At 48.3% G+C, this 23352-nt stretch carries 23 protein-coding genes and 1 pseudogene; 21 read left to right on the forward strand and 3 right to left on the reverse strand.

Annotated elements, in window-relative coordinates; genetic code table 11:
* Positions 1–29 precede the first annotated feature (29 nt).
* Both PTQ21_RS13800 and PTQ21_RS13805 read left to right on the forward strand, forming a co-directional pair.
* The gene (locus PTQ21_RS13800) at positions 30–1928 is read left to right on the forward strand and encodes a rhamnogalacturonan lyase family protein (RefSeq protein WP_274570252.1); all 1899 of its coding nucleotides are present in this window, start codon (positions 30–32) and stop codon (positions 1926–1928) included.
* Between the two features lie 234 nt (positions 1929–2162).
* Positions 2163–2990: pseudogene (locus tag PTQ21_RS13805) on the forward strand (formylglycine-generating enzyme family protein); the annotation flags it as partial.
* Positions 2991–3026: 36 nt separating this feature from the next.
* On the opposite strand, the gene PTQ21_RS13810 reads toward PTQ21_RS13805, so the two are convergent.
* The 3 genes from PTQ21_RS13810 to PTQ21_RS13820 form a co-directional block, all read right to left on the reverse strand.
* A complete protein-coding gene (locus PTQ21_RS13810; RefSeq protein WP_274570254.1) occupies positions 3027–4130 on the reverse strand; it encodes an MFS transporter in 1104 nt (367 codons plus the stop codon).
* An 88-nt stretch (positions 4131–4218) separates the two neighbouring features.
* The gene (locus PTQ21_RS13815; protein WP_090808566.1) at positions 4219–4749 is read right to left on the reverse strand and encodes a TetR/AcrR family transcriptional regulator; all 531 of its coding nucleotides are present in this window, start codon (positions 4747–4749) and stop codon (positions 4219–4221) included.
* Between the two features lie 76 nt (positions 4750–4825).
* Positions 4826–5596: a DeoR/GlpR family DNA-binding transcription regulator gene (locus tag PTQ21_RS13820; RefSeq protein WP_274570255.1), complete on the reverse strand. Its 771-nt coding sequence runs from the start codon at positions 5594–5596 to the stop codon at positions 4826–4828.
* Between the two features lie 273 nt (positions 5597–5869).
* Here PTQ21_RS13820 and PTQ21_RS13825 point away from each other — a divergent pair, with 273 nt between their 5' ends.
* From PTQ21_RS13825 to murI, 19 genes are all read left to right on the forward strand, one after another.
* Positions 5870–6835: a metallophosphoesterase family protein gene (locus PTQ21_RS13825; protein WP_274570256.1), complete on the forward strand. Its 966-nt coding sequence runs from the start codon at positions 5870–5872 to the stop codon at positions 6833–6835.
* A gap of 42 nt (positions 6836–6877) precedes the next feature.
* A complete protein-coding gene (locus PTQ21_RS13830) occupies positions 6878–7735 on the forward strand; it encodes a DMT family transporter (protein WP_274570257.1) in 858 nt (285 codons plus the stop codon).
* A gap of 78 nt (positions 7736–7813) precedes the next feature.
* The gene (locus PTQ21_RS13835; RefSeq protein WP_274570504.1) at positions 7814–8695 is read left to right on the forward strand and encodes a glycoside hydrolase family 43 protein; all 882 of its coding nucleotides are present in this window, start codon (positions 7814–7816) and stop codon (positions 8693–8695) included.
* A gap of 262 nt (positions 8696–8957) precedes the next feature.
* The gene (locus PTQ21_RS13840) at positions 8958–9509 is read left to right on the forward strand and encodes a nucleotidyltransferase family protein (RefSeq protein WP_338020316.1); all 552 of its coding nucleotides are present in this window, start codon (positions 8958–8960) and stop codon (positions 9507–9509) included.
* A gap of 52 nt (positions 9510–9561) precedes the next feature.
* Positions 9562–10293, forward strand: coding sequence for a YdcF family protein (locus PTQ21_RS13845; RefSeq protein WP_274570258.1), 732 nt, complete (start codon positions 9562–9564; stop codon positions 10291–10293).
* A gap of 218 nt (positions 10294–10511) precedes the next feature.
* Positions 10512–10970: a hypothetical protein gene (locus tag PTQ21_RS13850; RefSeq protein ID WP_170867853.1), complete on the forward strand. Its 459-nt coding sequence runs from the start codon at positions 10512–10514 to the stop codon at positions 10968–10970.
* 82 nt (positions 10971–11052) lie between these two features.
* Entirely contained in the window at positions 11053–11934 is an 882-nt protein-coding gene (locus tag PTQ21_RS13855; RefSeq protein WP_063564156.1) for a TIGR01777 family oxidoreductase, read from the forward strand.
* 256 nt (positions 11935–12190) lie between these two features.
* Positions 12191–13192 (forward strand): beta-ketoacyl-ACP synthase III, encoded by a 1002-nt coding sequence (locus tag PTQ21_RS13860; RefSeq protein WP_064639553.1) that lies wholly within the window; start codon positions 12191–12193, stop codon positions 13190–13192.
* The gene (locus PTQ21_RS13865) at positions 13182–14477 is read left to right on the forward strand and encodes an ATP-grasp domain-containing protein (protein ID WP_274570259.1); all 1296 of its coding nucleotides are present in this window, start codon (positions 13182–13184) and stop codon (positions 14475–14477) included. The genes PTQ21_RS13860 and PTQ21_RS13865 overlap by 11 nt, the downstream gene beginning before the upstream one ends.
* The gene (locus PTQ21_RS13870) at positions 14474–15469 is read left to right on the forward strand and encodes an NAD-dependent epimerase/dehydratase family protein (protein WP_063564158.1); all 996 of its coding nucleotides are present in this window, start codon (positions 14474–14476) and stop codon (positions 15467–15469) included. The genes PTQ21_RS13865 and PTQ21_RS13870 overlap by 4 nt, the downstream gene beginning before the upstream one ends.
* Positions 15463–16323 carry an MBL fold metallo-hydrolase gene (locus tag PTQ21_RS13875; protein ID WP_274570260.1) on the forward strand — a complete coding sequence of 287 codons (861 nt, stop codon included), beginning with the start codon at positions 15463–15465 and terminating at the stop codon, positions 16321–16323. Before PTQ21_RS13870 ends, PTQ21_RS13875 begins: the two co-directional genes overlap by 7 nt.
* Positions 16320–17654 carry a F390 synthetase-related protein gene (locus PTQ21_RS13880; RefSeq protein ID WP_274570261.1) on the forward strand — a complete coding sequence of 445 codons (1335 nt, stop codon included), beginning with the start codon at positions 16320–16322 and terminating at the stop codon, positions 17652–17654. Before PTQ21_RS13875 ends, PTQ21_RS13880 begins: the two co-directional genes overlap by 4 nt.
* A gap of 51 nt (positions 17655–17705) precedes the next feature.
* The gene (locus PTQ21_RS13885; RefSeq protein WP_274570263.1) at positions 17706–18626 is read left to right on the forward strand and encodes an SDR family oxidoreductase; all 921 of its coding nucleotides are present in this window, start codon (positions 17706–17708) and stop codon (positions 18624–18626) included.
* A 51-nt stretch (positions 18627–18677) separates the two neighbouring features.
* Positions 18678–19259, forward strand: a complete 582-nt coding sequence (locus PTQ21_RS13890; protein ID WP_072734070.1) for a DJ-1/PfpI family protein — start codon at positions 18678–18680, stop codon at positions 19257–19259.
* The gene (locus PTQ21_RS13895; protein WP_274570264.1) at positions 19256–19837 is read left to right on the forward strand and encodes a GNAT family N-acetyltransferase; all 582 of its coding nucleotides are present in this window, start codon (positions 19256–19258) and stop codon (positions 19835–19837) included. Before PTQ21_RS13890 ends, PTQ21_RS13895 begins: the two co-directional genes overlap by 4 nt.
* Positions 19834–20718, forward strand: coding sequence for a serine/threonine-protein kinase (locus tag PTQ21_RS13900; RefSeq protein WP_072734069.1), 885 nt, complete (start codon positions 19834–19836; stop codon positions 20716–20718). The genes PTQ21_RS13895 and PTQ21_RS13900 overlap by 4 nt, the downstream gene beginning before the upstream one ends.
* Positions 20719–20978: 260 nt before the next feature.
* Positions 20979–21647: a GNAT family N-acetyltransferase gene (locus tag PTQ21_RS13905; protein WP_274570266.1), complete on the forward strand. Its 669-nt coding sequence runs from the start codon at positions 20979–20981 to the stop codon at positions 21645–21647.
* A 227-nt stretch (positions 21648–21874) separates the two neighbouring features.
* The gene (locus PTQ21_RS13910) at positions 21875–22261 is read left to right on the forward strand and encodes a hypothetical protein (RefSeq protein WP_274570267.1); all 387 of its coding nucleotides are present in this window, start codon (positions 21875–21877) and stop codon (positions 22259–22261) included.
* A 245-nt stretch (positions 22262–22506) separates the two neighbouring features.
* Positions 22507–23331 carry a glutamate racemase gene (gene murI / locus PTQ21_RS13915; RefSeq protein WP_090808593.1) on the forward strand — a complete coding sequence of 275 codons (825 nt, stop codon included), beginning with the start codon at positions 22507–22509 and terminating at the stop codon, positions 23329–23331.
* Positions 23332–23352: the final 21 nt, after the last annotated feature.

Genomic DNA, 23352 nt, shown 5'->3' on the forward strand with positions numbered 1-23352 from the left:
GCAAATTAATCGATGGAGGGGAATCATTGATGAAAACCGAAATGACTGTGGCAAAAGGAAAGAAAGTACTGTTCACATGGCTATTGAGTGGAGTCATTGGATTGACAGGCTTGGCTTCACCCGGAGGTTTAGCACCCAAGGCAGAGGCCGCAGAAGTGTCTGCACCACGGCTGGTAGAAGACCTGGGACGAGGCCTTACTGCGGTGTACCTGGGGGAGAACCAAGTCTATCTGAGCTGGCGTTTACTTGGGACCGAACCGCAGCAAGCTACCTTCAATGTCTATCGACGGACGGGCACAGAAGAGGTGAAGCTGAATGCCCAGCCTTTGACGCAGGGAACCAACTATACGGATACAGACGTGGATGTAAACCAGAGTCATACGTATATCGTGAAGTCTTATGTGGATGGTACTTTGCAGGGTGCAAGTGCAGAAGTAGTGCTGGCCGCAACCCCCGAGATTCGCAATTATTTCAGTATTCCGCTGCAAAATATAACGTCCAATCCGTCCGATTATTTTGTCCAGCATGGCTGGCCAGGGGATCTGGACGGCGATGGAGAATATGAAGTTGTGGTCACCCGGATTCCGGTGAATGGAGGCAACAAATATGTGGAGGCGTACAGCTTGACCGAAGGTTTCCTATGGCGAATTGATCTGGGGCCTTACAGCGTGACCACGATCGATACATATAATGCACCACCTGCTTCGGTAAGCGAATTCGGTGTGGCTGGACTGGGCGGCTGGCGTGACAATGACAATATTACAGTGTTTGATCTGGATAGTGACGGAAAGGCTGAGGTACTGCTGCGTACCTTTGAAGGTGTGACGTTTGCCGATGGTCAGGTCGTCCCTGCTACGGTGCAGCGCGCACAATATGTATCTGTTGTGGATGGATTGACGGGTACAGAAGCTGCACGTACTACAATTACGAATAATTATGCAGCCGATGGACCGCTCAGCGGGCATTTCGGTATTGCTTATCTGGATGGTGAACATCCGAGTCTGATTACGGTGCTCAAGAATCGTGCGCTCAGCCGGAATTTCCAGTATGTGACGTCAGCTTATGATTATGCAGGTGGAGCCCTAACCGAGCGATGGAGACATGTAGGGGCGGACGGTGAGTTTTTCCACCAGATTCGTATATTGGATCTCGATGGGGATGGAAAGGACGAGGTTTCTTTTGGCGGCTGGGCACTGGATGATAATGGAGAGACATTATACAGTCTGCCTGGTGTAGTCCATGGTGATCGATTCCACATTACGGATATTGATCCGGATCGGCCGGGGTTGGAGCAGTTTGGAATTCAGCAGGCAGAGAACGGCAACGTTAATCAATTTCCTTGGTTTTACGCGGATGCAGCGACGGGTGAGATCATTCGCACGGGAGAACTGCCCCAGGACGTGGCAAGGGGAACGCTGGCGGATATTGATCCACGACACAGCGGGCTTGAGATGTGGTCCAGTTCAGGCAATATTTATAATGTGGATGGTGAAGTGATCAGTTCGGTTCAACCATCAACGAACTTCAAAATCTGGTGGGATGGAGATGTGCTCGGCGAGCTGCTGGATAAGAACTTTGTGGAAAAGTGGGACTGGCAGCAGGACACGACGACACGTCTGTTTACAGCTGATGATGTGCGTGTGAATTCCAGAAACGCCCCTGTACTCTATGGGGATCTGCTCGGGGACTGGCGGGAGGAAATTCTGTATGAGACGAGTGATTTCCAAGAATTGCGTCTGTACACAACGACAATACCGTCGGATGTACGCATCTACACACTGCCGCATAATCCGGCATACCTTAACGGACTGGCTGTCAAAGGATATATGCAGTCTTTGCTAACCGATTATTATCTGGGTGAAGGAATGACAACACCACCGTATCCGAATATTCGCCCTGCCGTGTACAATAGGGAGAACGAGTCTTAAACCTAACCATAGAAGGGGATGCTTGAGATGCATGATCGGCTGCCAAAGAAACCTTCTTCCTGCTGCTGCGCTGCAAGTCGGAGCGGCAAGCTCGAGGAAAAGAGTTTGCCAGAGGAAACGGCTGCATCGGTAGAGGCTGTTGAGGACAAGCCATCAAGTCATACCAGTTATTCAGCTGACTTCACAATAGCTCTAACCAATAGAGCAGAGAAGAAAGAAAGCATTCGTATTGAAGGTGGACGTTTCCTGATGGGCACGAATGACCCTGAAGCTTTTGCAGCGGATGGAGAAGGCCCCGTCAGAGAAGTTCAGGTGAACTCCTTTTATCTGGATGCCTGTACGGTAACCAATGCGGAATTTGCACAGTTTGTTCGTGAGACGGGGTATAGGACTGAGGCGGAGCGGTTTGGCTGGTCTTTTGTTTTTCATCTGTTCGTTTCTCCGCAAACGGCGACTCAAGTTCGAACCGTGGTACAACAGACACCCTGGTGGTGGGTTGTTGAAGGTGCAGACTGGGCTCATCCCGAAGGACTCGATTCTAATATAAAAGATCGCTCTGATCATCCCGTTCTTCATATCTCATGGAATGATGCCAATGCCTATTGCCGCTGGGCGGGTAAACGTCTGCCTACAGAAACCGAATGGGAATATGCAGCCCGGGGTGGCCTAATTCAGAAAAAATATCCTTGGGGCGATACGTTAAGGCCGGATGGACAGCACTATTGCAACATCTGGCAGGGTGTATTTCCGGCGAAAAATAATGCAGCCGACGGTTATGCAGGCACCGCTCCATCTCAATCGTTTCCTCCCAATGCATACGGACTTTATAATATGTCAGGCAATGTATGGGAGTGGTGCGCAGACAACTACGTTACGGATCACGAGAAGGCTGCGGATGCTGCCACGGAATTATCTCCTCATGAAGACCGCAAGGTGTTAAAAGGCGGTTCCTACCTATGCCACCGTTCCTACTGCAATCGCTATAGAGTGGCGGCCAGAATCCCCAACACGCCTGATACATCTACTGGGCATATTGGTTTCAGATGCGCAGCGGATGTATAGTCTGTTGGTTTGCTTGTTTGTAGGATAAGGGTCTGGCTATTTCACCCGAATAAGTAATCCGAACAGACCCAGTACAGCAAAGGCCAGAAATGCTGTCGTGTTGGAGAACATCTCAATGGTGTACCCCGCTATCGATGAACCTATGAACTGCCCCGCACCGAGCGCGAGAAAAGCAAGGCTGATTCCGATGGACGTATTTGGGCGAAATAACCTGGTCGCCCACACGATGAATACACTGGTCAGAAATATATAGGTACTGCCAAACATAACAGCTGAGACCAGGCTGGCGGCCATCGATGGAAGAAGGATAACGCCAAGTGAAACAGACAAGAGCAGAAGGCCTATCCGATAGGACCATCCAATTCCGATGCGTTCAATAATCCGACCAGCACACCCGCCGAGAATCCCCATAATCCCCATCACAATCCAGAACAGTACGGCTTCCGAATCGGAGGCCCCTTTTTCGTCGGTGAGGAAGTTTCGGGCAAAGGTCCAATAGATCGCAGAACTGATACCTGTCAGAAGGGAAGCCATGAGCAGAGCCACACCGGGTCTGGTCGGCTTCATGCATGCCCAGAGGGATTTGGTACAAGGCTTTGTTTTGCGTGGGGAAAGAACACGTCTATTCCATAACACTACTACAACACCCAGAACAGCAAAGAAGATGTAGGTAAAACGCCAATACTCGGTGAACAGCCAGTAGATCGGACCGGATACGATAATGCCAAAGCTGGTACCTGTGTTAATCCAGCTATTCCCCCTGGCTTGCTGCTCAGGTGCAAGCTCAGCGTAGACGGTGTTACCCAATGCAGGAGAGGCCAAGCCTGTACTTAATCCGGCAAGAAATACACCTAGTGTGAGAACAAACGCGTTTGGAGACAAGGCTATGCCCAATAAACCGAGCACAGCACTAACGCCCGCTATTTGAATGACATGATGCCCAATGCGATTAATTAACAGTGGGGCACTAAGTAGAGACAGACAGTACGCAATGTAGGTTGCGGAATTGATTGCTCCGGATTGGGCATCGTCCAGTTGGAGTGCTTCCGAGATTTCCGGCATAAACAGCCCATAGCTGAATCTCCCGAATGCATAACATACAGCGATAAGGGCAATCCCTGGGAAAATAATTTTTTTCATCAAATCCACCGCCTTTTAGATAGAACGATCATTATATTTTCTTTGAAATAAAAAAGTGAGTTGAACTACTAACTCACCCGGTGTGGGACTACTTGAAACTATTCTGCGTCATGTCAATGAGTTCCCGGCAGACGCTATTTACATTTTCTGTCTCAGCGAGTGCAGTAGAACCCTCCAGCAACAGGTTAAATTGCAACACTGCACGGTCACTTGCGGCAGGATCAAGATTTTTAATCAAGGTCATCACATGTTTCTTATGTGCGTTGACAGTTTGTACAATGACGTTGTCTGGATCTCCGCCAAATTCCTCCTTGGCACGCAAAAACAAGCATCCTCTCGACTCATGCTCCATCAACCAGCGTGCATGTCCTTCCGCCAGATTGAGGAATACGGGTTGCGCTTTGTTGTCGGCATACTGCCGCAACTGTTCCAGATAGCGCTGTTCGCGCCGCCGAAGTACTTCAACAATGAGATCATCCTTGGAGTTGAAGTGATTATATAACGTCATGATGGCAATCCCGGCATCTGTAATGATTCGCTTCAAGCCGATAGAATGAAAGCCGTGCAGGTAGAATAATTCCTCAGCCACGTTCAACAGCATTTCCTTTTTGCTGCTCATAAGAAGTGATACGCTCCTTTCAGAATAAGATAGAACGATCATTATACTTCTAAAATATAGAAAATGGCTCACATTGTCAAATGCTGTGAACCATTTCGATTTCCATTTGGTGAAGAGCATCTATCCATTCTGTGGGACATCCAGAATCTGTGATCACCATGGATATTTGATTTATAGGTGCAATCTGGGCGAAGGTTGAACGTCCAAACTTGGTATGATCTGCTACCAAAATGGCTTCCTCCGCACGCTCCATCATTTTGCGGGAGATGAGTGCCTCTTCCAGCACATAATCTGTGATCCCATCCGTTAATGACACGCCACCTGCTGAGATGAATGCCTTATTGACTTTGAATTGACTGAGCAATTCATGAGCAATGGGTCCAGTAGAGGCTTGTACGACCGGGGTGACTTCTCCTCCAGCGAAAATGATTTTGCCTGCAAACTCCTCTAGCGCACAGGTAAGAATGGGGACGGAGTTGGTTATGACGGTCACCTGAGACCGATGTCGCAGCTGCCGCATAATCTCCAGCGTTGTTGTACCATTGTCCAGCATTATGGTCTCTCCATCCTCAATCAGAGAGGCGGCTGCCACGCCAATGGCCTGCTTTTCGTTCAGTTGAAGCTGCGCACGCTTTTGAAAAGGGGCTTCGATCATGCCTGAGCGTACACGTACAGCGCCTCCGTATACTTTGCGCAATTCGCCTTCCTTTTCAAGTCGGTCCAGATCCCGCCGAATCGTCTCCGTAGACACCTGAAACAGATCCGCCAAAATCTGTACCTGAACCTTGCCCTGTGTAGCAAGCTGGATAAGAATGGTGTGTCTGCGTTCTTCATACGTTAAAGACATGGCTGTGCCTCCTGAAGTTTCGATTCTAAGTTCTATTTATTTTAGAGTTGTGAGATAGTGTGGATTGTTGTTGTTTTAATAGTTTAAGTTGGAGAGAAGACCTTGTCAATTTTGAAATGTAATGAGGAGTATAATGAGAAGTAAATTCTGTTCTTAATATGTATTGACAGCAATATGATGTGACGATAAGATCATATAAAACAACGTAAAACCACAACAAACAACATTGAAAACTTTAATCCATAGTACATGGATCATCAGGGAGGAAAAAGGGTGAAACGTCAGCTTGCTTTTCAAGCAAATGGAGCATTCAAAATCGTGCAGTTTACAGATCTACACTGGAAAGATGGGCGACCTGAAGATCTTCGGACCAGGCAATTAATGAAAACGGTCATTGAAGCGGAACAGCCCGATCTGGTTGTCTTTACAGGCGATGTCATTTACACGGGACCAGTCGATCCTGGCAATAAGGAATGTGAACACCCGGAGCAGGCATTCCGTGATGCTGTGTCTGTAGTGGAAGAGCGTGGTATTCCGTGGGCTTTTGTGTATGGCAACCATGATACAGAGAATCGGATTACCCCCGATGCATTAATGGATGTGATTCAGGAGCATGCGCATACCGTGACAGAACCTGGACCGCGTGAGATTGCGGGACTAGGCAATTACACATTGGAGATTGCCGGAGCGGATGGCTGTCCGGCAGCAGTGTTGTATTTACTCGATTCGGGGAACTATCCCCAGTTCGAGTCCATTCCCGGTTATGGCTGGATTCAGCCTAATCAGATCCAGTGGCTGATGTCTGAATCCACACGCGTTAATCCCGGCCGCAGCCGCGGGGAGAAGCTCCCAGCCTTGGCGTTTTTCCATATCCCGATTCCTGAATATCAGTCCATGTGGGACACACAGATCTGTTACGGCAGCAAATATGAACCTGTCTGCTCTGCCCAAGTGAACTCGGGTCTGTTCTCTGCACTGCTGGAGATGGGCGATGTGATGGGGACCTTTTGCGGACATGATCATGTGAATGATTTTCAGGGGACTTACCACGGCATTCGTCTCTGCTACGGGCGTTCGAGTGGACACAGTACATATGGAAGGGAAGGCATGCTGCGCGGAGGACGGGTCATTCAATTGCAGGCGGGACAACGCAGCTTTGATACCTGGATTCGTCTGGAAGACGGATCGGTCGTGAAGGAACAGCCAGAACATCAACCTGAGAGCACTTTGGCACATTAGAGAATATAGAAGAGCAAGGCATTAGAGAGGAACGTTTTGATTATGATTTTACCTATAGTTCTGGTGCTCGCTTCCGGGATGGCTCACGCTGTCTGGAGTATGTTCACCAAACGCAGTTTAAACAAAAGTGTGTTTTTATGGTCTATCATGATGATTCCAACCGTAATACTGCTGCCTGTGCTTATTGTGGAATTGGTACGGGAACCTTTATCCATGCCAGCCTATGCACTACTCGTGTTATCAATGGCGCTGCAAGCCTTGTATTCCTGGCTGCTATCGCAGACGTATGAATTGGGCGATTTGTCGCAGATTTATCCGATTATGCGGGGAACGAGCACCTTGTTGGTGCCATTGATCGGTGTTGCTTTTCTGGGGGAAACGTTGTCCATGTTCGGCTGGGTCGGTATTGCCTGCATGATTATAGGATTTACGGTGCTGAGTGGTGTGGGAAGCAGAGTTGGCAAATCTGGCTCAAGTGTAACAGGATCAAAGCCGGTGCTGATGGCCTTATGTGTCGGGTTATGTACAACCAGTTATGTGTTCGTGGATAAATTAAATCTAGAGCATATCTCACCCCTGTCGTTACTTGAAGTGACGAACATTGGCTTTGTTGCCGGCTTGACTCCGGCGCTGCTCGCTTCCCGCCAACTGCGTCAGGAATGGAAGAAGAACCGATCAACCATTATGCTGGGAGCGCTGCTGAATCCGGGCTCGTACTTGTTGTTTTTGTTTGCATTGCAGCAGGCGCCAATGGCCAGACTGGGCCCGCTTCGGGAAGTAGGAACAGTATTTGCGGCCTTCCTCGGTATTTTGTTATTGAAAGAACAGCAGGGGAAGAAGCGTATTCTCTGTTCCGTCGTTATTTTTGGCGGCATATTGCTGATAGGCATGTGGGGTTAATGGAATTCCAGTATTTGGAGATATGGTGTATACTCATGGTTAATGAACCGCTCTCATGAGGAGGATGAACCATTGAACGTGCACCGTTTGGAAGATATTCATTTTCGTGACCCCTACATACTGGCTATACCATCGCGCAAGAAATATTATTTATATGGCTCTATCGGGCAAAATGTGTGGAACGGCCCAGCCATCGGTTTTGATGTCTATGAGAGTGAAGACCTGATCCATTGGAGTGGTCCTTCCCCATGCTTCCGTGCACCAGCGGACTTCTGGTCCGATCACCACTATTGGGCCCCGGAAGTCTATGAATGGGAAGGTCGCTTTTATATGTTTGCCAGCTTCAAGGCGGAAGGTGTTCCGCGGGTAACAGGTGTGTTGGTGGCTGATCAGCCGGAAGGGCCTTTTGAATTGTGGTGTCGCTCCCTGACGCCACCAGATTGGGAATGCCTGGACGGTACATTGTATGTGGACGATCAGGGTGATCCGTGGATGATCTTTTGCAAGGAATGGGTGCAGGTGGAGGATGGGGAGATGTACGCGGTACGTCTGAAACCGGATCTGAAAGGAACGATAGGCAAGCCTGATCTGTTATTCAAAGCTTCCGAAGCGCCATGGTCTGTCGGAGGTGGAGAACAGCGAAACCGTTATGTCACGGATGGTCCGTTTCTGTATCGTATGCAAAATGATGAACTCGTCATGATGTGGTCCACATCCGGTCAAGACGGTTATACACTGGGGCTGGCCCGCTCGGTGTCCGGTAAACCGCAAGGACCATGGAAGCAGGATGACAAGCCGTTGTTCGCCAATAATGGAGGACATGGGATGCTGTTTCGAACGTTCGAAGGACAACTGTGTCTCACCATTCATGCTCCGAACAATCATCCGAAGGAACGACCCGTTATTTTCCGCATGCAGGAGAAGCAAGGACAACTGACGCTTATGGATAATCCAACGTAAAATGTAGAAAATGCAGATCACGTATTCGGAAAAGCCACTGGCCTAATCGCTTCTTCAATCTTCTTCAATTGATCCCCTCAGGGTAAATGATCTTAAGGAACATCTGTTCAGATGAGCCTAGGATGACTGGCTGAGGGGATTTGTTTATTTTATCGCAGGTACTCAAACATGATATATTGGAAGGAGCAGCGTGTCGGTAATGTAAAAGCGAGCAATGATAGCTCTATAATGAAATGGACAGAGTGACGGGGAGAGACGTTATATGTTGCATAAGGAAAAGTTGATCCAGGCGATTACGGAGCATGAACAATTAATGCACGACCTGCGGCGGATTCGCAGTCTGGATCTGCCTCAGTGTTACATAGGTGCGGGGTATATTCGCAATTATATCTGGGATGTGCTTCATGGCTATCCTCTTCGCGAACTTCACAGCGATATTGATGTTGTTTACTACGATACGGAAGATATGCGTGAGGAGCGGGACCTGCTGCTGGAACAAGGGCTTCGCGAGCAGACAGGCAATTCCATATGGTCGGTGAAAAATCAGGCGAGGATGCATCTGCGTAATGGAAACAAGCCCTATCAATCCACAGAAGATGCCCTTCGGTATTGGCCAGAAATCGTCACAGCCATAGGTGTGCGGTTAGATGAACAAGGTCAGGTGCGTATCTGTGCCCCGCATGGGCTGGAGGATCTGTATGCGTTAATCGTACGCCAAAGTCCGTTTTTCTCGGATGCAGACTACTATAATCATCGTGTAGAGAAGAAATGCTGGCAACAACAGTGGCCCAAGCTCACGATCATAAAATCCTGAATCAAGGGCATATGACGGAAGTGAAGGCCCGAGAAGGAGTGTTACTGGATTTATGAAAAAGTTTATACGAGAAAAAGGCCTAATCCTTGATCTTATTTTCATTGCATGTTTTGTGTTCTTCCTTGTTTTCTGGGGCTGGAACTTCGCAGTGAAGTTTTTTGGCATGATCACTATAGCTTTTATCGTGTTGAGGCGGATTGATTATCAAAAGCATATCCTGCTGAAACGCATTCTGCTTACTGGCTTCGGGATCGCTGCGGTTTCATTTGTAATTATCGAAGCACTTGTGTTTACTCAGCTTAACGCGAATGATCCTGAAGAAGCGGACTATGTCATTATTCTCGGCTCGGGCATCAAGGGAACTGAATTGTCATTGACCTTGAAACAAAGGCTGGATGCCAGTTTGGACTATATCCGCAGTCATCCTCAGACGCCAGTGATTGTATCCGGCGGGCAGGGGCCGGGAGAATCGATTCCGGAAGCACTCGCCATGAAAAACTACCTTGTTGATCAGGGGATCAGCCCCACACAAGTCATTATGGAAGATCGATCGACGAGCACCCAGGAGAATATGGCTTTTTCCAAAAAAATCATTGATGCATCCGGGCTGGATCATCCCAAGATCATGATTGTTACAAGTGATTACCATATGTTCAGATCCAAGTATTTGGCCGCCAAGAACGGTTACGCTGCCGAATACGGCATTTCAGCTCCTTCACCGGGTTATCTGAAACCGATCAATATGATCCGGGAGTATTTTGCAGCGGTTAAAGCGTTTATCTAGATGCTGTTTACTTTTCTAATAGCAACACGAAAGGCAACCTATGCTCTCCTGAAAGAGTAAGGTTGCCTTTTTTGTTAACGTTAAAGTGATTCAAGGATAACCCGCCAAATCATGATATAATATACGTCATTAATAGAAGAACGATGTAGGAGTGAAGGATCATTACAGCATATATGTTACCTGCTCTCTATGAGCAAAAGAAAGTTTCAGCGCATGACATGGAAGAGATTGTGCGTTTGTTGGCACACGCACCATTACTATATGATGACGGGCTGTCAATTCAAGTTCAGGACTTCATGGAAGGGTTGGAAATCGAGCTTGAGCATGAGGTGCGGCGCGCAGTAATCGAGTTGTATGAATTGGCTGTGCAAGCTTGTCGTCCCTTCTCCGAGCTATCTGCTTATGAGCAGTTTCAGGATGCACTTGGATTACAGGCCGAACTATGGCAGGTAGAAGTGCTGACGCTTGTCGAATGGATGGAATGGTTGAAGCAGATCGGTAAAGGACAAAGAAAACTGCCTGAATACAATTTTACAGCCATGCTGGGGAATTTGCCTGAAGGGTTCATGATTCATGATTTCCATGATGAGCTTATGTATCAGTTGGAGCAAAACTCAGCGAACGCATGGGCGATTGAAGAACGCAATCGTTTATACGCAGCCTTGGGCATAAATTAAAATCAAACAAAACCGTCGCAGACAGTGTTAGTCCATATATAGCGTAGTTGCTTTACCCAGTATGGGGAAATGAGGGGATACCGTGAAAAAGGTTGTGTTGGCGGGTGGAACAGGGTTTGTTGGTCAGGATTTTGCCCAAAGATTCAAGGAGCTTGGTTATGAGGTGCTCATCATCTCACGTCAGCCCGGTCATATTGCCTGGGAGAACCAGGCTGGAATCATAGAGGCACTTGAAGGTGCAGAATTGCTGATTAACCTGGCCGGAAAATCCGTAAACTGCCGTTACACGGACGAGAACCGCAAAGTCATTTTGGAATCCAGAACACGCACAACCCGCATTTTGGGCGAGTCTGTTCTGGCTTGTAGCAACCCTCCTGAATTATGGATTAATTCGAGCACGGCCACCATATACAGACATGCAGAAGATCGTCCCATGACGGAGAAAGAGGGCGAGATTGGCTCCGGATTCTCGGTGGATGTCGCCAAGGCGTGGGAAAAGGCTTTTTTTGAATTCAGTCTGCCGTCTACACGTCAGATTGCATTACGGATTGCCATTGTGCTGGGAGAAGGCGGCGTCATGGAGCCACTCACCAATCTGGTCCGCTTTGGGCTGGGTGGATCACAAGGACCTGGAACCCAGCAGTTTAGCTGGATTCATATAGAAGATTTGTTCCGCATGGTGATCTATGTTCAGCAGCATCCGCAATTGGAGGGTGTATTTAATGCATCCTCTCCCCATCCTGTCACGAACCGCCAGCTTATGGAGAGTCTGCGGCGGCAGATGGGAGTTCGTATTGGACTTCCTTCACCTCGCTGGATGCTGGAACTGGGGGCACGATTCATCCGGACCGAAACAGAGCTGGTTCTCAAAAGTCGCTGGGTTATTCCCGAGAGGCTGGAAAGAGAAGGATTTACATTCAAGTATGATACGCTCGATCTTGCACTGGCCGAGATTTTGAAGTAAGGAAATGAATCAACATGACTGAATAAAAAAATAACACAACGGGAGGGGCAGAGATATCTGCCCTTCTGCTGTATTTTCTGCACTTCGTCATGGCGTTTAGCCAGGCGGGGTGAAGTGTAATTTTCATTTAGATATGTTCGACTAAACATTTACACGATAACTGCGATAACAAGGTTGTTCTGTCATTGGAGTGTTAGTGTACATATTTATTAGTTGAACTTATATTCAGTCAGAAGAAGAGAAAGAGGTAGGTCATATGCAGCTTAGAAGAGTGAGAATTGTTGGAACAGGCAAGTATTTGCCTGAACAGGAAGTAACCGACGAGGAGTTGGATCGCCGTTTGCAGGTGCCTGCGGGCTGGGTCAGCAAAGCAACAGGTGTAGGTGTGCGTCATTACGCTTCTGGTGCAGAGACCTCTTCCTTCATGGGAGCGAGGGCTGCCGAAGCCGCACTTGTTGATGCGGGATTGACGTTCGCAGATATAGACTGTCTGGTGTGTACGAGCGGTACGAAGGAACAACCTTTACCCAGTACGGCGGTATTCATTCAGCAGGCGATGGGACAGCAGGATTCAGGTGTACCGGCTTTTGACATGGATGCGACCTGTTTAAGTTTCCTAAACGGGTTGGATGTTATCTCCTATATGGTGGATGCCGGGCGTTATAAAAGGGTGCTGCTTGTAGCTACGGAGATCGCCTCAAAGGGGTTAAATTGGTCGAACAAGGAGAGTGCTGCCCTGTTCGGTGATGGAGCTGCTGCTGTCATTATTGAACGCTCTGCTGAAGGAGAGTCTTCGCAGATTGTGCATGCCTCGCTGAAAACGTACAGCCGCGGCGCGCGGTTTTCGGAAATTGCCGGTGGGGGTACTCGTCTGCATGCCTCGAATTATGTGGCAGAGCAGCCGGACCCCTATCTTTTTCATATGGATGGACAGGCCATCTTCCGTATGGCTTCCAGGTTGCTGCCAGCATTTATTGACGATATGTTGCAAGCAACCGGTAATCAGATGAAGGATTTCCAATTGGTAATTCCGCATCAGGGAAGTGCCATGGCGATGAGGCTGATCCGCAAGAAGCTAGGAATCGAAGAGGACCGTTTTATGGACATTACACGAAATCACGGCAATACCATTGCCGCTTCCATTCCGATGGGGTTGCATGAAGCGATCAAGCAGCAGCGCATTCAGAGGGGAGATCGGGTGCTAATGATCGGAACAGCCGCCGGATTATCACTGGGAGGACTTATTTTTGACTACTAGATTCACGAAGAATGGACATCAAACATCAGAATCCTTAAATGTGCTGCTCACAGGCGGGCGGGCTCCGGTAACGCTCGATCTGGCGCGTATGCTTCATCGTGCGGGTCACCGGGTTTACGTCGCGGAGAGCGTGGTGCGTCATTTGTGCAGATTGACCAGTGCGGTGGAGCAGTGTTTCATGGTTCCATCTCCACGTCATGAAACAGAGGATTACTTGTTAGAGATGGAGAGTCTGGTTCAAACCTGGCAGATCGACTTGTTGATTCCGATGTGTGAAGAAGTTTTTTATATTGCCCAAGGGACAGATCGACTGCGTAATCACTGCCGTGTACTTGTTTCGCCTATAGAGCAGCTGCATGAATTGCATCATAAATATCGCTTTATTCAGCTTGCAGAGTCGTTTGGCCTTTCGGTGCCGGATACCCGTCTGATCAACAGTCGGCAGGAATGGATGGAAGCGCAGGCTGATCTGGATATAGAAGGGGAATGGGTATCGAAGCCCGTATACTCCCGCTTTGCTGCCAGAGTTCGTATGCCGATATCCTCCACAGCAGACTTTGATAGAGGCGCACCTGATCAGAAGATATACGAAGGTAAAATGAAGCAGCACCGTTTACAGAATGATCCTCCTGGTGACACGGAAATATCTTCGGCTTCCCCTTGGGTTGCACAGGCTTATGTTGCCGGGCAAATGTTATGTACATACAGCGTAGCTTATGAAGGGAAAATCGTTGCATATACAACCTACGACAGTCGCTATCGAACGGGCAGCGTAGGGGCGAGTGTTTTTTTTGAACATGTGGAGCATGAAGGAATTTACGAGTGGGTAAGGCAATTTGTACAGGCGACAGGGTTTAGCGGGCAGATTGGGTTTGATTTTATCGAAACAGAGGACGGACAAGTGTATGCCATTGAGTGTAATCCGAGGGCGACCAGTGGCATCCATTTGTTTCACCCTGGTGATGGCTTGGTACGTGCTTTAATTGCACCTGAAGAGCTGGTGAAAGCAGCAAAGGTGATCATCCCCAAGCAAGGAAGCAAAGCGATGTTGATGCTTCCGATGTTGGGAAGTGGATTGCAGCAACTCTGGGGGAAAGGCAGCCTGCGGACATGGATGACAGCCTGGCGGGGAACGAGGGATGTGGTGTATCTGAGATACGATATGAAACCTTTGTTTGAGCAATTTGCAATTGTACTCTCCGCCTGGCGGCTTGCAAGGAAACATAAGTTCTCGCTGACTGAAGCTTTGACTCACGACATAGAATGGAACGGTGAACAACGATGAATAGAGCATTGGTTACAGGAGCAACCGGATGTCTGGGCAGGCATCTGGCGATACGGCTTGCAGAGCAAGGCTGGGAAGTTACGGGTATGGGACGCCAGCCAAAGCACGGTGCACAGCTTGAGGCAGCAGGCATTCGATTTTATAACGGAGATATACGGGATCAGGCGGCGGTGAATGAGGTCTGTTCGGGTCAGGATGTTGTGTTTCACTGTGCGGCGTTATCGTCGCCGTGGGGCAAATATCGGGATTTTTACAGCAGTAATGTGGAGGGGACACAGCATTTGGTGGACCGTTGTATGAAAGGTGGCGTACAGCGCTTCATTCATGTATCAACGCCGAGCTTATATTTTAACTACAGTCCGCGATATGCCATACATGAGAATGACCCTTTGCCATCCAAACCAGCTAATCATTACGCAGCCACCAAGCGGCTCGCTGAGCAAGTGGTTTTGCAGGCTCATGCTAATGGACTTCCATCGATCATGATTCGTCCGAGAGCTATTTTTGGTCCATATGACCAGACCCTTTTTCCCAGAATCGTTGCAGCAAATGCCAAATCGGGTGTACCTATGATCGGAGGCGGACAGGCACTCATTGACCTGACTTGTGTGGATAACGTGGTGGATGCGCTTTTGTTATGCAGGGATGCTAAGACAGAAGTGCTGGGTCGTGCCTACAATATTTCCAATGGAGATCCGAGACCGTTTCAGGATTTGGTGAGCACGTTGTTTGGAAAGCTGGAAATGTCTTTACACCGTCGAAATATTCCCTACCGAGCAGCATACGGAGCAGCCGCAGTGCTGGAACGTGTACACCGCTTGATTCCTGCGTTAGGTGAACCTCAATTGACGCGGTATACGGTTGGTTCGTTATCGATTCCACAGACGCTGGATATTTCGGATGCCCGTGAGAAGCTGGGGTATGTGCCTCGGTTGACCATTGATGAGGGGTTACAACAATTTGCAGACTGGTGGAGGGCTGAATCATGCTGACAACAACTTCTGTAAAGCTTCATCTTGGAGCAGCGGGTTATTGCACACATCCGGAGTTTCTGACGCTGCGTGGTGGAAGTTTGCGTCCGGTGGCCTTCCCGGCAGGCTTTGCGTGCATCATTCATCCTGTACATGGTCCGATTCTGCTGGACACGGGATATAGCTCCCGTTTTTTCAAGGAAACCGCCTGCTTGCCAAACGCGCTGTATCGTCATATTACACCTGTGGTCTATCGTGAAGAAGACAGTGCGGTACATTTTCTGGCTCGTTTAGGACTGGAAGCTTCGGATATTCGGTACATCATCCTCTCACACTTTCATGGGGATCATATCGCAGGTGTGCGAGATTTTCCACAGGCGCAATTGATCTATCTGCCAAGAGCCTATGACGCGGTGCGTTCACTTGGACCCATTGCGGCTGTAAAGGCAGGCTTTCTGTCCGGCCTGCTGCCAGAGGACTTTAATGCCCGATCAATACTTGTTACGAAGCAGCCGGAGAGATGGGTGAGAGCGGGTGAGGATTTTCCTTTTCCCGAGGTATACGATATTTTCGGTGATGGCAGTCTGCTGGGTGTTGACGTATCGGGTCATGCGGAAGGCATGATGGGGATTTTGCTCACTACGGAGTCACATGACTATTTTCTGTGTGCAGACGCAGTGTGGTCGAGTCGTGCTTTTCAGGAGCAACGCAGACCTCACGCCCTCGCTGGAATCATTATGTCGGATCGTCAGGCGTATCGAAGGAATTTTGACAGACTCGTTCAGTTGCATCAGCAGTTTCCAGCGCTTCGGATTGTGCCCAGTCATTGCCGTGAAGCGCTGAATGCTTGGGGTACAGAGGGTGAGCACATATGAGCAGTACACTGCGTATTGTCTACCATTATGCACTTGCACGGGGATTGAGAAAATGGAAAACACGAGCGCAGCTTGAACGCTGGCAGGAACGCCAGATCATTCGGCATGTTGAACGGGTTCGTGAAAAGTCGCCTTTTTACCGGGAGTGGTGGGGTAATGTGGATGCATCCAACTGGAGAAGCTTTCCTCTGATCGACAAAACAATCATGATGCAGCATTTCGATCGGCTCAACACGGTGGGCATTTCCAAGGGCGAAGCGATGGCTCTCGCCGGGGAAAGTGAGGAAACGCGTGATTTCAAGCCATCCGTTCAGGGCGTGACGGTAGGCTTGTCCTCAGGCACATCGGGCAACCGGGGGTTGTTTCTGGTGAGTGATCGTGAGCAGGATGCGTGGACAGGGACTGTGTTGGCCAAGCTCCTGCCTGGCGGACTGTGGAAGCCTGCCAAGATCGCCTTTTTCCTCCGGGCCAACAGTAATCTGTATGAATCGGTGCAGCGGGGTAAGCTGCAATTTCAATATTTTGATCTGCTGGAGCGTGTCGATACCTTGGTTGAACGTATGGAAACATACCGACCCACCGTATGGGTAGCGCCGCCCTCCATGCTGAGAATGTTGGCTGAGGCTTATACGTCAGGCACATTGACCACTGTACCGGACAAAATCATTTCGGTTGCTGAAGTGCTGGACCCCCTGGATCGCAAGGTGCTGGAGAGTGTTTTTGAGCAAACCATTCATCAGGTTTACCAGTGTACTGAAGGATTTCTGGGCGCAACCTGTGGCTTCGGTACGTTGCATTTGAATGAAGATATCGTTCATATTGAAAAAGAGTTCATTGACCCCACGACCCGGAGGTTCGTGCCTGTAATCACGGATTTCTCCAGAACCTCACAGCCGATTATCCGGTATCGACTGAACGACATTTTGACCGAGGCAGCGGTTCCTTGTGCCTGTGGGTCTCCATTCACTGCCATTGAGCGGATCGAAGGCCGCTGTGATGACACGCTTTATTTTCCACATCGACAAACGGGCGAAGCCGTACCTGTATTCCCGGATTTTGTTACGCGTGCGGTGATTGCAGCCTCTCCAGTTATTGAGCATTATCGCGTCGTACAGCGAGGTAGCGGGATGTTGGAAGTATCGCTTCGGCTCGGAGGAGGAGAAGGGATGCAGCAGGTGGAATTTTGTGTGAAGCGGGAGCTGACGAAGCTGGGAGAGCGGCTGGAATGCACCATACCCGAGATCATATTCGTTCCTTATACGTTTGAACCGGGAATAACGAAGCTGCGCCGAGTGGAGAGACAGCACACTTGTAGTGAAGCGTTTGGATGATAAGGTAACGTGATAAATCGACTAAATCCATCGAGGGAAGAGGTGAAGCAGATGACAGAACAGAAGATACAGACAGAGGATGATCATATACAGGGCGAAACAGGTTTAACCGTGGGGAAATCGAAAGAGTTCAACCGAAACGCCCCTGTGGCGTTAATCACGGGTACATCGAGTGGGTTCGGCATGCTTACGGCGGTTACGCTGGCTAAACAAGGATATCGTGTTGTGGCAACGATGCGAGATTTGAGTCGGAATGTGGAATTGGCAAGGTTGGCGGAGCAGGCGGGCATTTCGGATCGGTTACAGGTTATTCGCCTGGATGTAACGGATGGTGATTCGGTACAGGAGGCTGTTCAGACGGTACTTCAAAACAATGGGCGGATCGATATGCTGGTGAACAATGCAGGATTTGCGCTTGGCGGATTTATTGAAGAAGTATCCATGGATGATTGGCGTCGGCAAATGGAAACGAATCTGTTTGGCTTGATTGCCGTTACACGTGCGGTCCTGCCTGTCATGCGTGAGCAAAAGCAGGGATTGATCATCAACTTGTCCAGCGTCAGTGGATTGTCCGGTTTTCCAGGTTATGCGCCGTATGCTGCATCCAAATTCGCAGTGGAAGGTTTCACGGAAAGTTTGCGTCATGAGATGTCCTCGTTCGGCATCCGGGTTGTGCTGGTAGAGCCGGGTGCTTATCGTACACCCATATGGAGTAAAGGCTTGGGCGAAATTCACAGGAGCGACCATTCTCCCTATAAAGATAAGCTGGACGCGGTTCTTCGTTATTCCCAGAATGCTGGAGAGACTGCACCTGATCCGCAGGAAGTGGCCGATCTGATTGCTCGCATTGCACGGATGCGTGCACCAAGACTTCGTTATGCGCTGGGCAAAGGCTCGCGTTTGCTTATCATCGGCAAGCTGCTGCTTCCCTGGAAATGGCTGGAGTGGATTATTGCGCGTGGATTGAAATAGAATCAGCTACGAAACTCAATCACGAAATAAAAAACACTGGAGGGCTTTCATATGAAAATCGCTTTTGTTTTGTTTGATGGTTTGACTTTCCTTGATTTTGCAGGATTTTATGATGTGATCAATCGGTTGAATTTCTTTGAACAAACCAAAGGCACGACGTGGGAAACATGTGCGATGACAGATCAGGTTACGGACGAATCGGGTTTAACGTTGAAGGTGGACCGGGTGAAGCCCAATTTGGCGGAATATGATCTCATTTTTGTTCCTGGTGGCATGGGAACCCGTAAGCTTCGATTCGATGAGGCTTTTGTCGGCTGGCTGAGACAAGCTGAGAATGTTCCACTGAAGGTATCCGTGTGCACAGGCTCTCTGCTGATGGGGGCGGCGGGGTTTTTAACGGGTAAAAAAGCAACAACGCATCCCAATGTCTATGAATTGCTTGAGCCATATGTTGCTGAGGTGATTCAAACTCGGATTGTGAAAGACGGAAATGTGATTACGGCCGGAGGGGTAGCGACGTCCATTGATCTTGGGGTCTATGTTGTAGGTTTGCTTGCAGGCCAGGAAGCCGCAGCGAATGTAAAGCTACAAATCGATTATCCTTATGACATGCAGGGAGTGGTTGAAGAATGAATGAAGGTCAGAAGGAGAACGTGTTCATCCTTCGCAATATACGCAGAGATGAGGCAGAGAAATATTGGCCTTTGCGGCTGGAAGCACTGAAAAATCATCCGGAAGCCTTCGGGGTTTCATTTGAAATGTCCATTCAGCTTCCCATGAGTGAAGTGCAGGAACGTATACATACCGAACCCGATAATTACATTCTGGGTGCATATACAGAAGAAGGCATCCTCACAGGGACAATGGGGTTCAAAAGAGAACAGGGACTAAAGCTGAGGCACAAAGGATACATCTGGGGAGTTTATGTCTCACCGTCTTATCGTGGATGTGGACTTGCTTCCCGATTGCTCCGCGAAGTGTTGGATCGGGGCAGGGAATTGGAAGGCATAGAGCAAATCAATCTCAGTGTGGTTACCACAAACGGGTCAGCAAGGCGATTGTATGAGCAGCATGGATTTGAAACCTATGGCATTGAGCGCAATGCACTGGTCGTTCAGGGAAAGGGTTACGATGAAGCGCATATGACGTACTTTTATGCTGAGCGTTTGAATGTGAGCGATGAGCATGTTGAAGAAGGTGGTGACTTATGACGGACACGGTTCAGCTTGAACTTGACGGCATTTCTTTTGAGTTAAAAGAACCTCATTCATTCGAGTGGATCGCGCGCCTGGGTACTGTATTCCGTGTGTTTGATCAGCAGGATTCTGGCAATTTGTCCTTTGGTATTCTGGGTCTGGACGGAAAGCGGATATTCGTGAAATATGCTGGAGCATGCACGATACATGCGAACAGTTTAAGTACACCTGCCGAAGCGATTCATTATTTGAAATCATCCGTTTCCATATACGAAGATTTGGCACATGACACATTGATTCATTTAAAAGACCATTTTGCAACGGAACATGGCTACGTCTGTGTATTCGATTGGGTGGAAGGAGAATGTCTGCATTCCCATTGGGATTTTCCACCACCAGCCAAGTATGAGGACCCTCGTTCCCCCTATTATCGATTCAGACAGCTTCCGGTAAAGACGCGTATTCAGGCGATGAAGCAGATTTTGGATTTTCACATCGAAGTGCAACGGAGAGGGTATGTGGCTGTTGATTTTTACGATGGCAGTCTGATCTATGATTTTGACAAACAATCGATGAAAATATGTGATATTGATTTGTATCGAAAGGGCTCTTTCACGAATACGATGGGACGGATGTGGGGATCATCCCGGTTTATGTCTCCTGAGGAATTTGAGTTGGGTGCACCAATGGATGGAGTCACGAATGTGTTCAACATGGGAGCGATGGCTTTCTCCCTGCTGGGTGGAGAGTTGGATCGTTCATATGCCAGATGGGATGCGGGAGAAGCGTTGTACCAGGTGGTTATTCGTGCGATAGACCCTGAGCGAGCGAGTCGCTATGCGTCGGTTGCTGAATTAGGTGAAGCATGGAAAAAAGCCGTGCTGCAGGATCAATAAGCGATATTGAATCCTTGTTTAGATCTTAAAATTATCTAATATATTTCTCATACGCAATTGTGCACATTGGATTCGTATCTGCACGGGATATACCGTATAATGGAAATTAATGAGGGGGTATAGCCAATGTGCAAATATACGATATCAGGATTAATAACTGATTTTCTGAAGCAGCATGACGCTGGAATAAGAAGTGTAGGCCAACCATTATTGCGGAGGTTCATTCCGTAATTATGAATCCCATATTAAATCTTTCACCCATGGATATGATGAAAATTCAGGCAAATACATTGTATACGATGGACAATCAGAAGCGTCTGTTAAGTATTAACGAGCCGGATGGTGGGCAGGCTCCAGCCTTATTTATTGGAATAACTTCTGTCGGGCAATGTTCCTACTATCATGAGCAGTTGCCGTTCACTCTGATTGAGGAGCTAGGCTGTGATGCTAAGCTTCCGCTCGATATTGCGAAGCTGATTCGGAGAGTGGAGACGTTTAAGCCAGTGAAGAGTGCATGGATGGGCCCGGCTTATACATTTCCCGAGAAGTTCGATGAATGGCATCCAAATGTTCAGCTTATAGAGAGTCATGGTGCTTTTTTGCTGGAAGAGCATTTTCCTGATTTAATAGAACAACTGCAAGAGAAAATGCCCATTGCCGCTTATGTTATGCAGAATTCGGCTGTTGCTGTATGTTGTTCAGCCCGTGTATCCCAACAGGGTGCTGAGGCTAGTCTGTATACGGCGCCTAATTTCAGAGGACAGGGTTATGCAGCAGAAGCTGTAAAGTGCTGGAAGTATCATGTTAAAGAGAGCGGGCGCATTCCAATCTATAGTACATCATGGGATAATATAGCTTCGCAGACTGTTGCCCGGAAGTTGGGACTAATCCAGTTTGGTGTGGATTTCAGCATCACGACCTCGTCATAAAAGATGCAATCATTTGTGTTAAATGAAGGGTATCAATCCGCTGGGTTGAAACTCTGGATCAAAAGTTGTTGTTGCAGCAATGATTAGGAATTTTGTACAAAAGAACCTGCAATAAGTCATTGTAGCGCATATCCGTATCTATCGGGATGAGTATAATTATGATCATAGCTTTGTCGAGTTTATTGAGAGTGCCGTTCATAAGTTTGAGCAGGGACAGGAGTGATTCCATGATTCGCAAACGTATTGCAAGCGGCACGGTGATGCTGTGTGCAGCATGGATGTTGGTAGCATGCTCGAATCAGGTGGAAAGTCATGACGTGAGCTGGAAAATTGATAGCAATCTTCAGCAAATCGTGAACGAACCTGAGATTCTGACCAGCAGTAATCCAGGTGATTATATTGCTGCTAATACAGAGGCGTATGCTCAGATTCTGGATACGGGTGAAGAGGGACTGAACGTCCTGATTCAGCAGCTGGAGTCCAGTTCGAATGATGGCCTTAAGGAATGGCTTATGGCTCAGGCTAGTACTGAACTGCTCGGAGAGCGTAACCCCGTGGAACGCTGGCAAAGTGGCAAAGACTGGCTCAGACAGTATAAAATGAAGTTAGAATAATGGCTCTTCATTAGTGCATGACTTACAGCGAAGGTAGTGGAGGGAACGGAATCGATTCTGAAGAAGCGGTAGCGTTCGCCTTTGTCTCCAAATTTGGACATTTATAAAATATTTCAAGAAAATTTGGAGACAACAGCGATCGAAAGAACGATCCGTAACCGAAACGATCACCGCAGGTCGTCAAACGTTAACGTCTGTGATGATCCGGAATAACATAACTCACCTCCCAGTCATCATGAGCAGGAATGAGAGGTTCCAGGAACCTGAAAGAATACGTTATAGAGGTGAAACCCTTGAAGAAGAAAATTGCATTTTTTGACTCGGGAATCGGTGGTTTAACCGTCTTGCATAAAGCTTTGCATCAATTCCCTGAAGAAGCGTTTCTGTATTATGCCGATACATTGCATGTTCCTTATGGGACCAAGTCCGCCGATGAGGTTAGAGGACATATCTTCAATTGTGTGGAGGCTATTGTTCAGGAAAATGTGCAAGCGATTGTGATTGCCTGCAATACAGCGACCAGTCTGACCGTGAAGGATTTACGTGCCAAGTATGATATCCCCGTTATCGGGATGGAGCCTGCTGTGAAACCAGCTGTGGAAATGAATCGAAGAAGCGGCAAAAGAGTGCTTGTATTTGCTACAGCCCTGACTTTGAGTCAAACGAAATATCATGAATTGGTATCCCGTGTGGATGATCACCACAGTGTCGATTCCATTCCATTACCTGAACTTGTGGAGTGGTGTGAGCAGTTGGACTTTGATCCACAGAAGATTGCGGCGTATTTCCGCCTTAAACTGGCTGATCTTGATCTGAACTTATACGGTACAGTTGTGCTTGGCTGCACGCATTACCCGTTTTACACATCGATTCTTCGTACGGTTCTACCAGATCATATTCAGATTATTGATGGCAGTACGGGAACAGTTAACCGCTTGAAGCAGCTTCTTGGGTTGGCAGATCAAAAGGGTGTGTGGACAGAGGAAAAGGTTACTTTTCTTAGTTCATCTGGCCGTTCGGAAGACCGGGAGAACATGCGAATTGCACTCAAATATCTGGAGAAGCATTGAATGTAATTTGAATCAACAGGA

This window comes from Paenibacillus marchantiae (assembly GCF_028771845.1).
Classification (GTDB): Bacteria; Bacillota; Bacilli; order Paenibacillales; family Paenibacillaceae; genus Paenibacillus; species Paenibacillus marchantiae.

Excerpts from the sequence above, each read along its gene's own strand:
- PTQ21_RS13800 (WP_274570252.1), top strand. The coding sequence starts at position 30 with ATGAAAACCGAAATGACTGTGGCAAAAGGAAAGAAAGTACTGTTCACA.
- PTQ21_RS13810 (WP_274570254.1), bottom strand. The coding sequence starts at position 4,130 with ATGAAAAAAATTATTTTCCCAGGGATTGCCCTTATCGCTGTATGTTAT.
- PTQ21_RS13815 (WP_090808566.1), bottom strand. The coding sequence starts at position 4,749 with ATGAGCAGCAAAAAGGAAATGCTGTTGAACGTGGCTGAGGAATTATTC.
- PTQ21_RS13820 (WP_274570255.1), bottom strand. The coding sequence starts at position 5,596 with ATGTCTTTAACGTATGAAGAACGCAGACACACCATTCTTATCCAGCTT.
- PTQ21_RS13830 (WP_274570257.1), top strand. The coding sequence starts at position 6,878 with ATGATTTTACCTATAGTTCTGGTGCTCGCTTCCGGGATGGCTCACGCT.
- PTQ21_RS13840 (WP_338020316.1), top strand. The coding sequence starts at position 8,958 with ATGTTGCATAAGGAAAAGTTGATCCAGGCGATTACGGAGCATGAACAA.
- PTQ21_RS13845 (WP_274570258.1), top strand. The coding sequence starts at position 9,562 with ATGAAAAAGTTTATACGAGAAAAAGGCCTAATCCTTGATCTTATTTTC.
- PTQ21_RS13850 (WP_170867853.1), top strand. The coding sequence starts at position 10,512 with ATGGAAGAGATTGTGCGTTTGTTGGCACACGCACCATTACTATATGAT.
- PTQ21_RS13860 (WP_064639553.1), top strand. The coding sequence starts at position 12,191 with ATGCAGCTTAGAAGAGTGAGAATTGTTGGAACAGGCAAGTATTTGCCT.
- PTQ21_RS13870 (WP_063564158.1), top strand. The coding sequence starts at position 14,474 with ATGAATAGAGCATTGGTTACAGGAGCAACCGGATGTCTGGGCAGGCAT.
- PTQ21_RS13875 (WP_274570260.1), top strand. The coding sequence starts at position 15,463 with ATGCTGACAACAACTTCTGTAAAGCTTCATCTTGGAGCAGCGGGTTAT.
- PTQ21_RS13880 (WP_274570261.1), top strand. The coding sequence starts at position 16,320 with ATGAGCAGTACACTGCGTATTGTCTACCATTATGCACTTGCACGGGGA.
- PTQ21_RS13885 (WP_274570263.1), top strand. The coding sequence starts at position 17,706 with ATGACAGAACAGAAGATACAGACAGAGGATGATCATATACAGGGCGAA.
- PTQ21_RS13890 (WP_072734070.1), top strand. The coding sequence starts at position 18,678 with ATGAAAATCGCTTTTGTTTTGTTTGATGGTTTGACTTTCCTTGATTTT.
- PTQ21_RS13895 (WP_274570264.1), top strand. The coding sequence starts at position 19,256 with ATGAATGAAGGTCAGAAGGAGAACGTGTTCATCCTTCGCAATATACGC.
- PTQ21_RS13900 (WP_072734069.1), top strand. The coding sequence starts at position 19,834 with ATGACGGACACGGTTCAGCTTGAACTTGACGGCATTTCTTTTGAGTTA.
- PTQ21_RS13905 (WP_274570266.1), top strand. The coding sequence starts at position 20,979 with ATGGATATGATGAAAATTCAGGCAAATACATTGTATACGATGGACAAT.
- PTQ21_RS13910 (WP_274570267.1), top strand. The coding sequence starts at position 21,875 with ATGATTCGCAAACGTATTGCAAGCGGCACGGTGATGCTGTGTGCAGCA.
- murI (WP_090808593.1), top strand. The coding sequence starts at position 22,507 with ATGAGAGGTTCCAGGAACCTGAAAGAATACGTTATAGAGGTGAAACCC.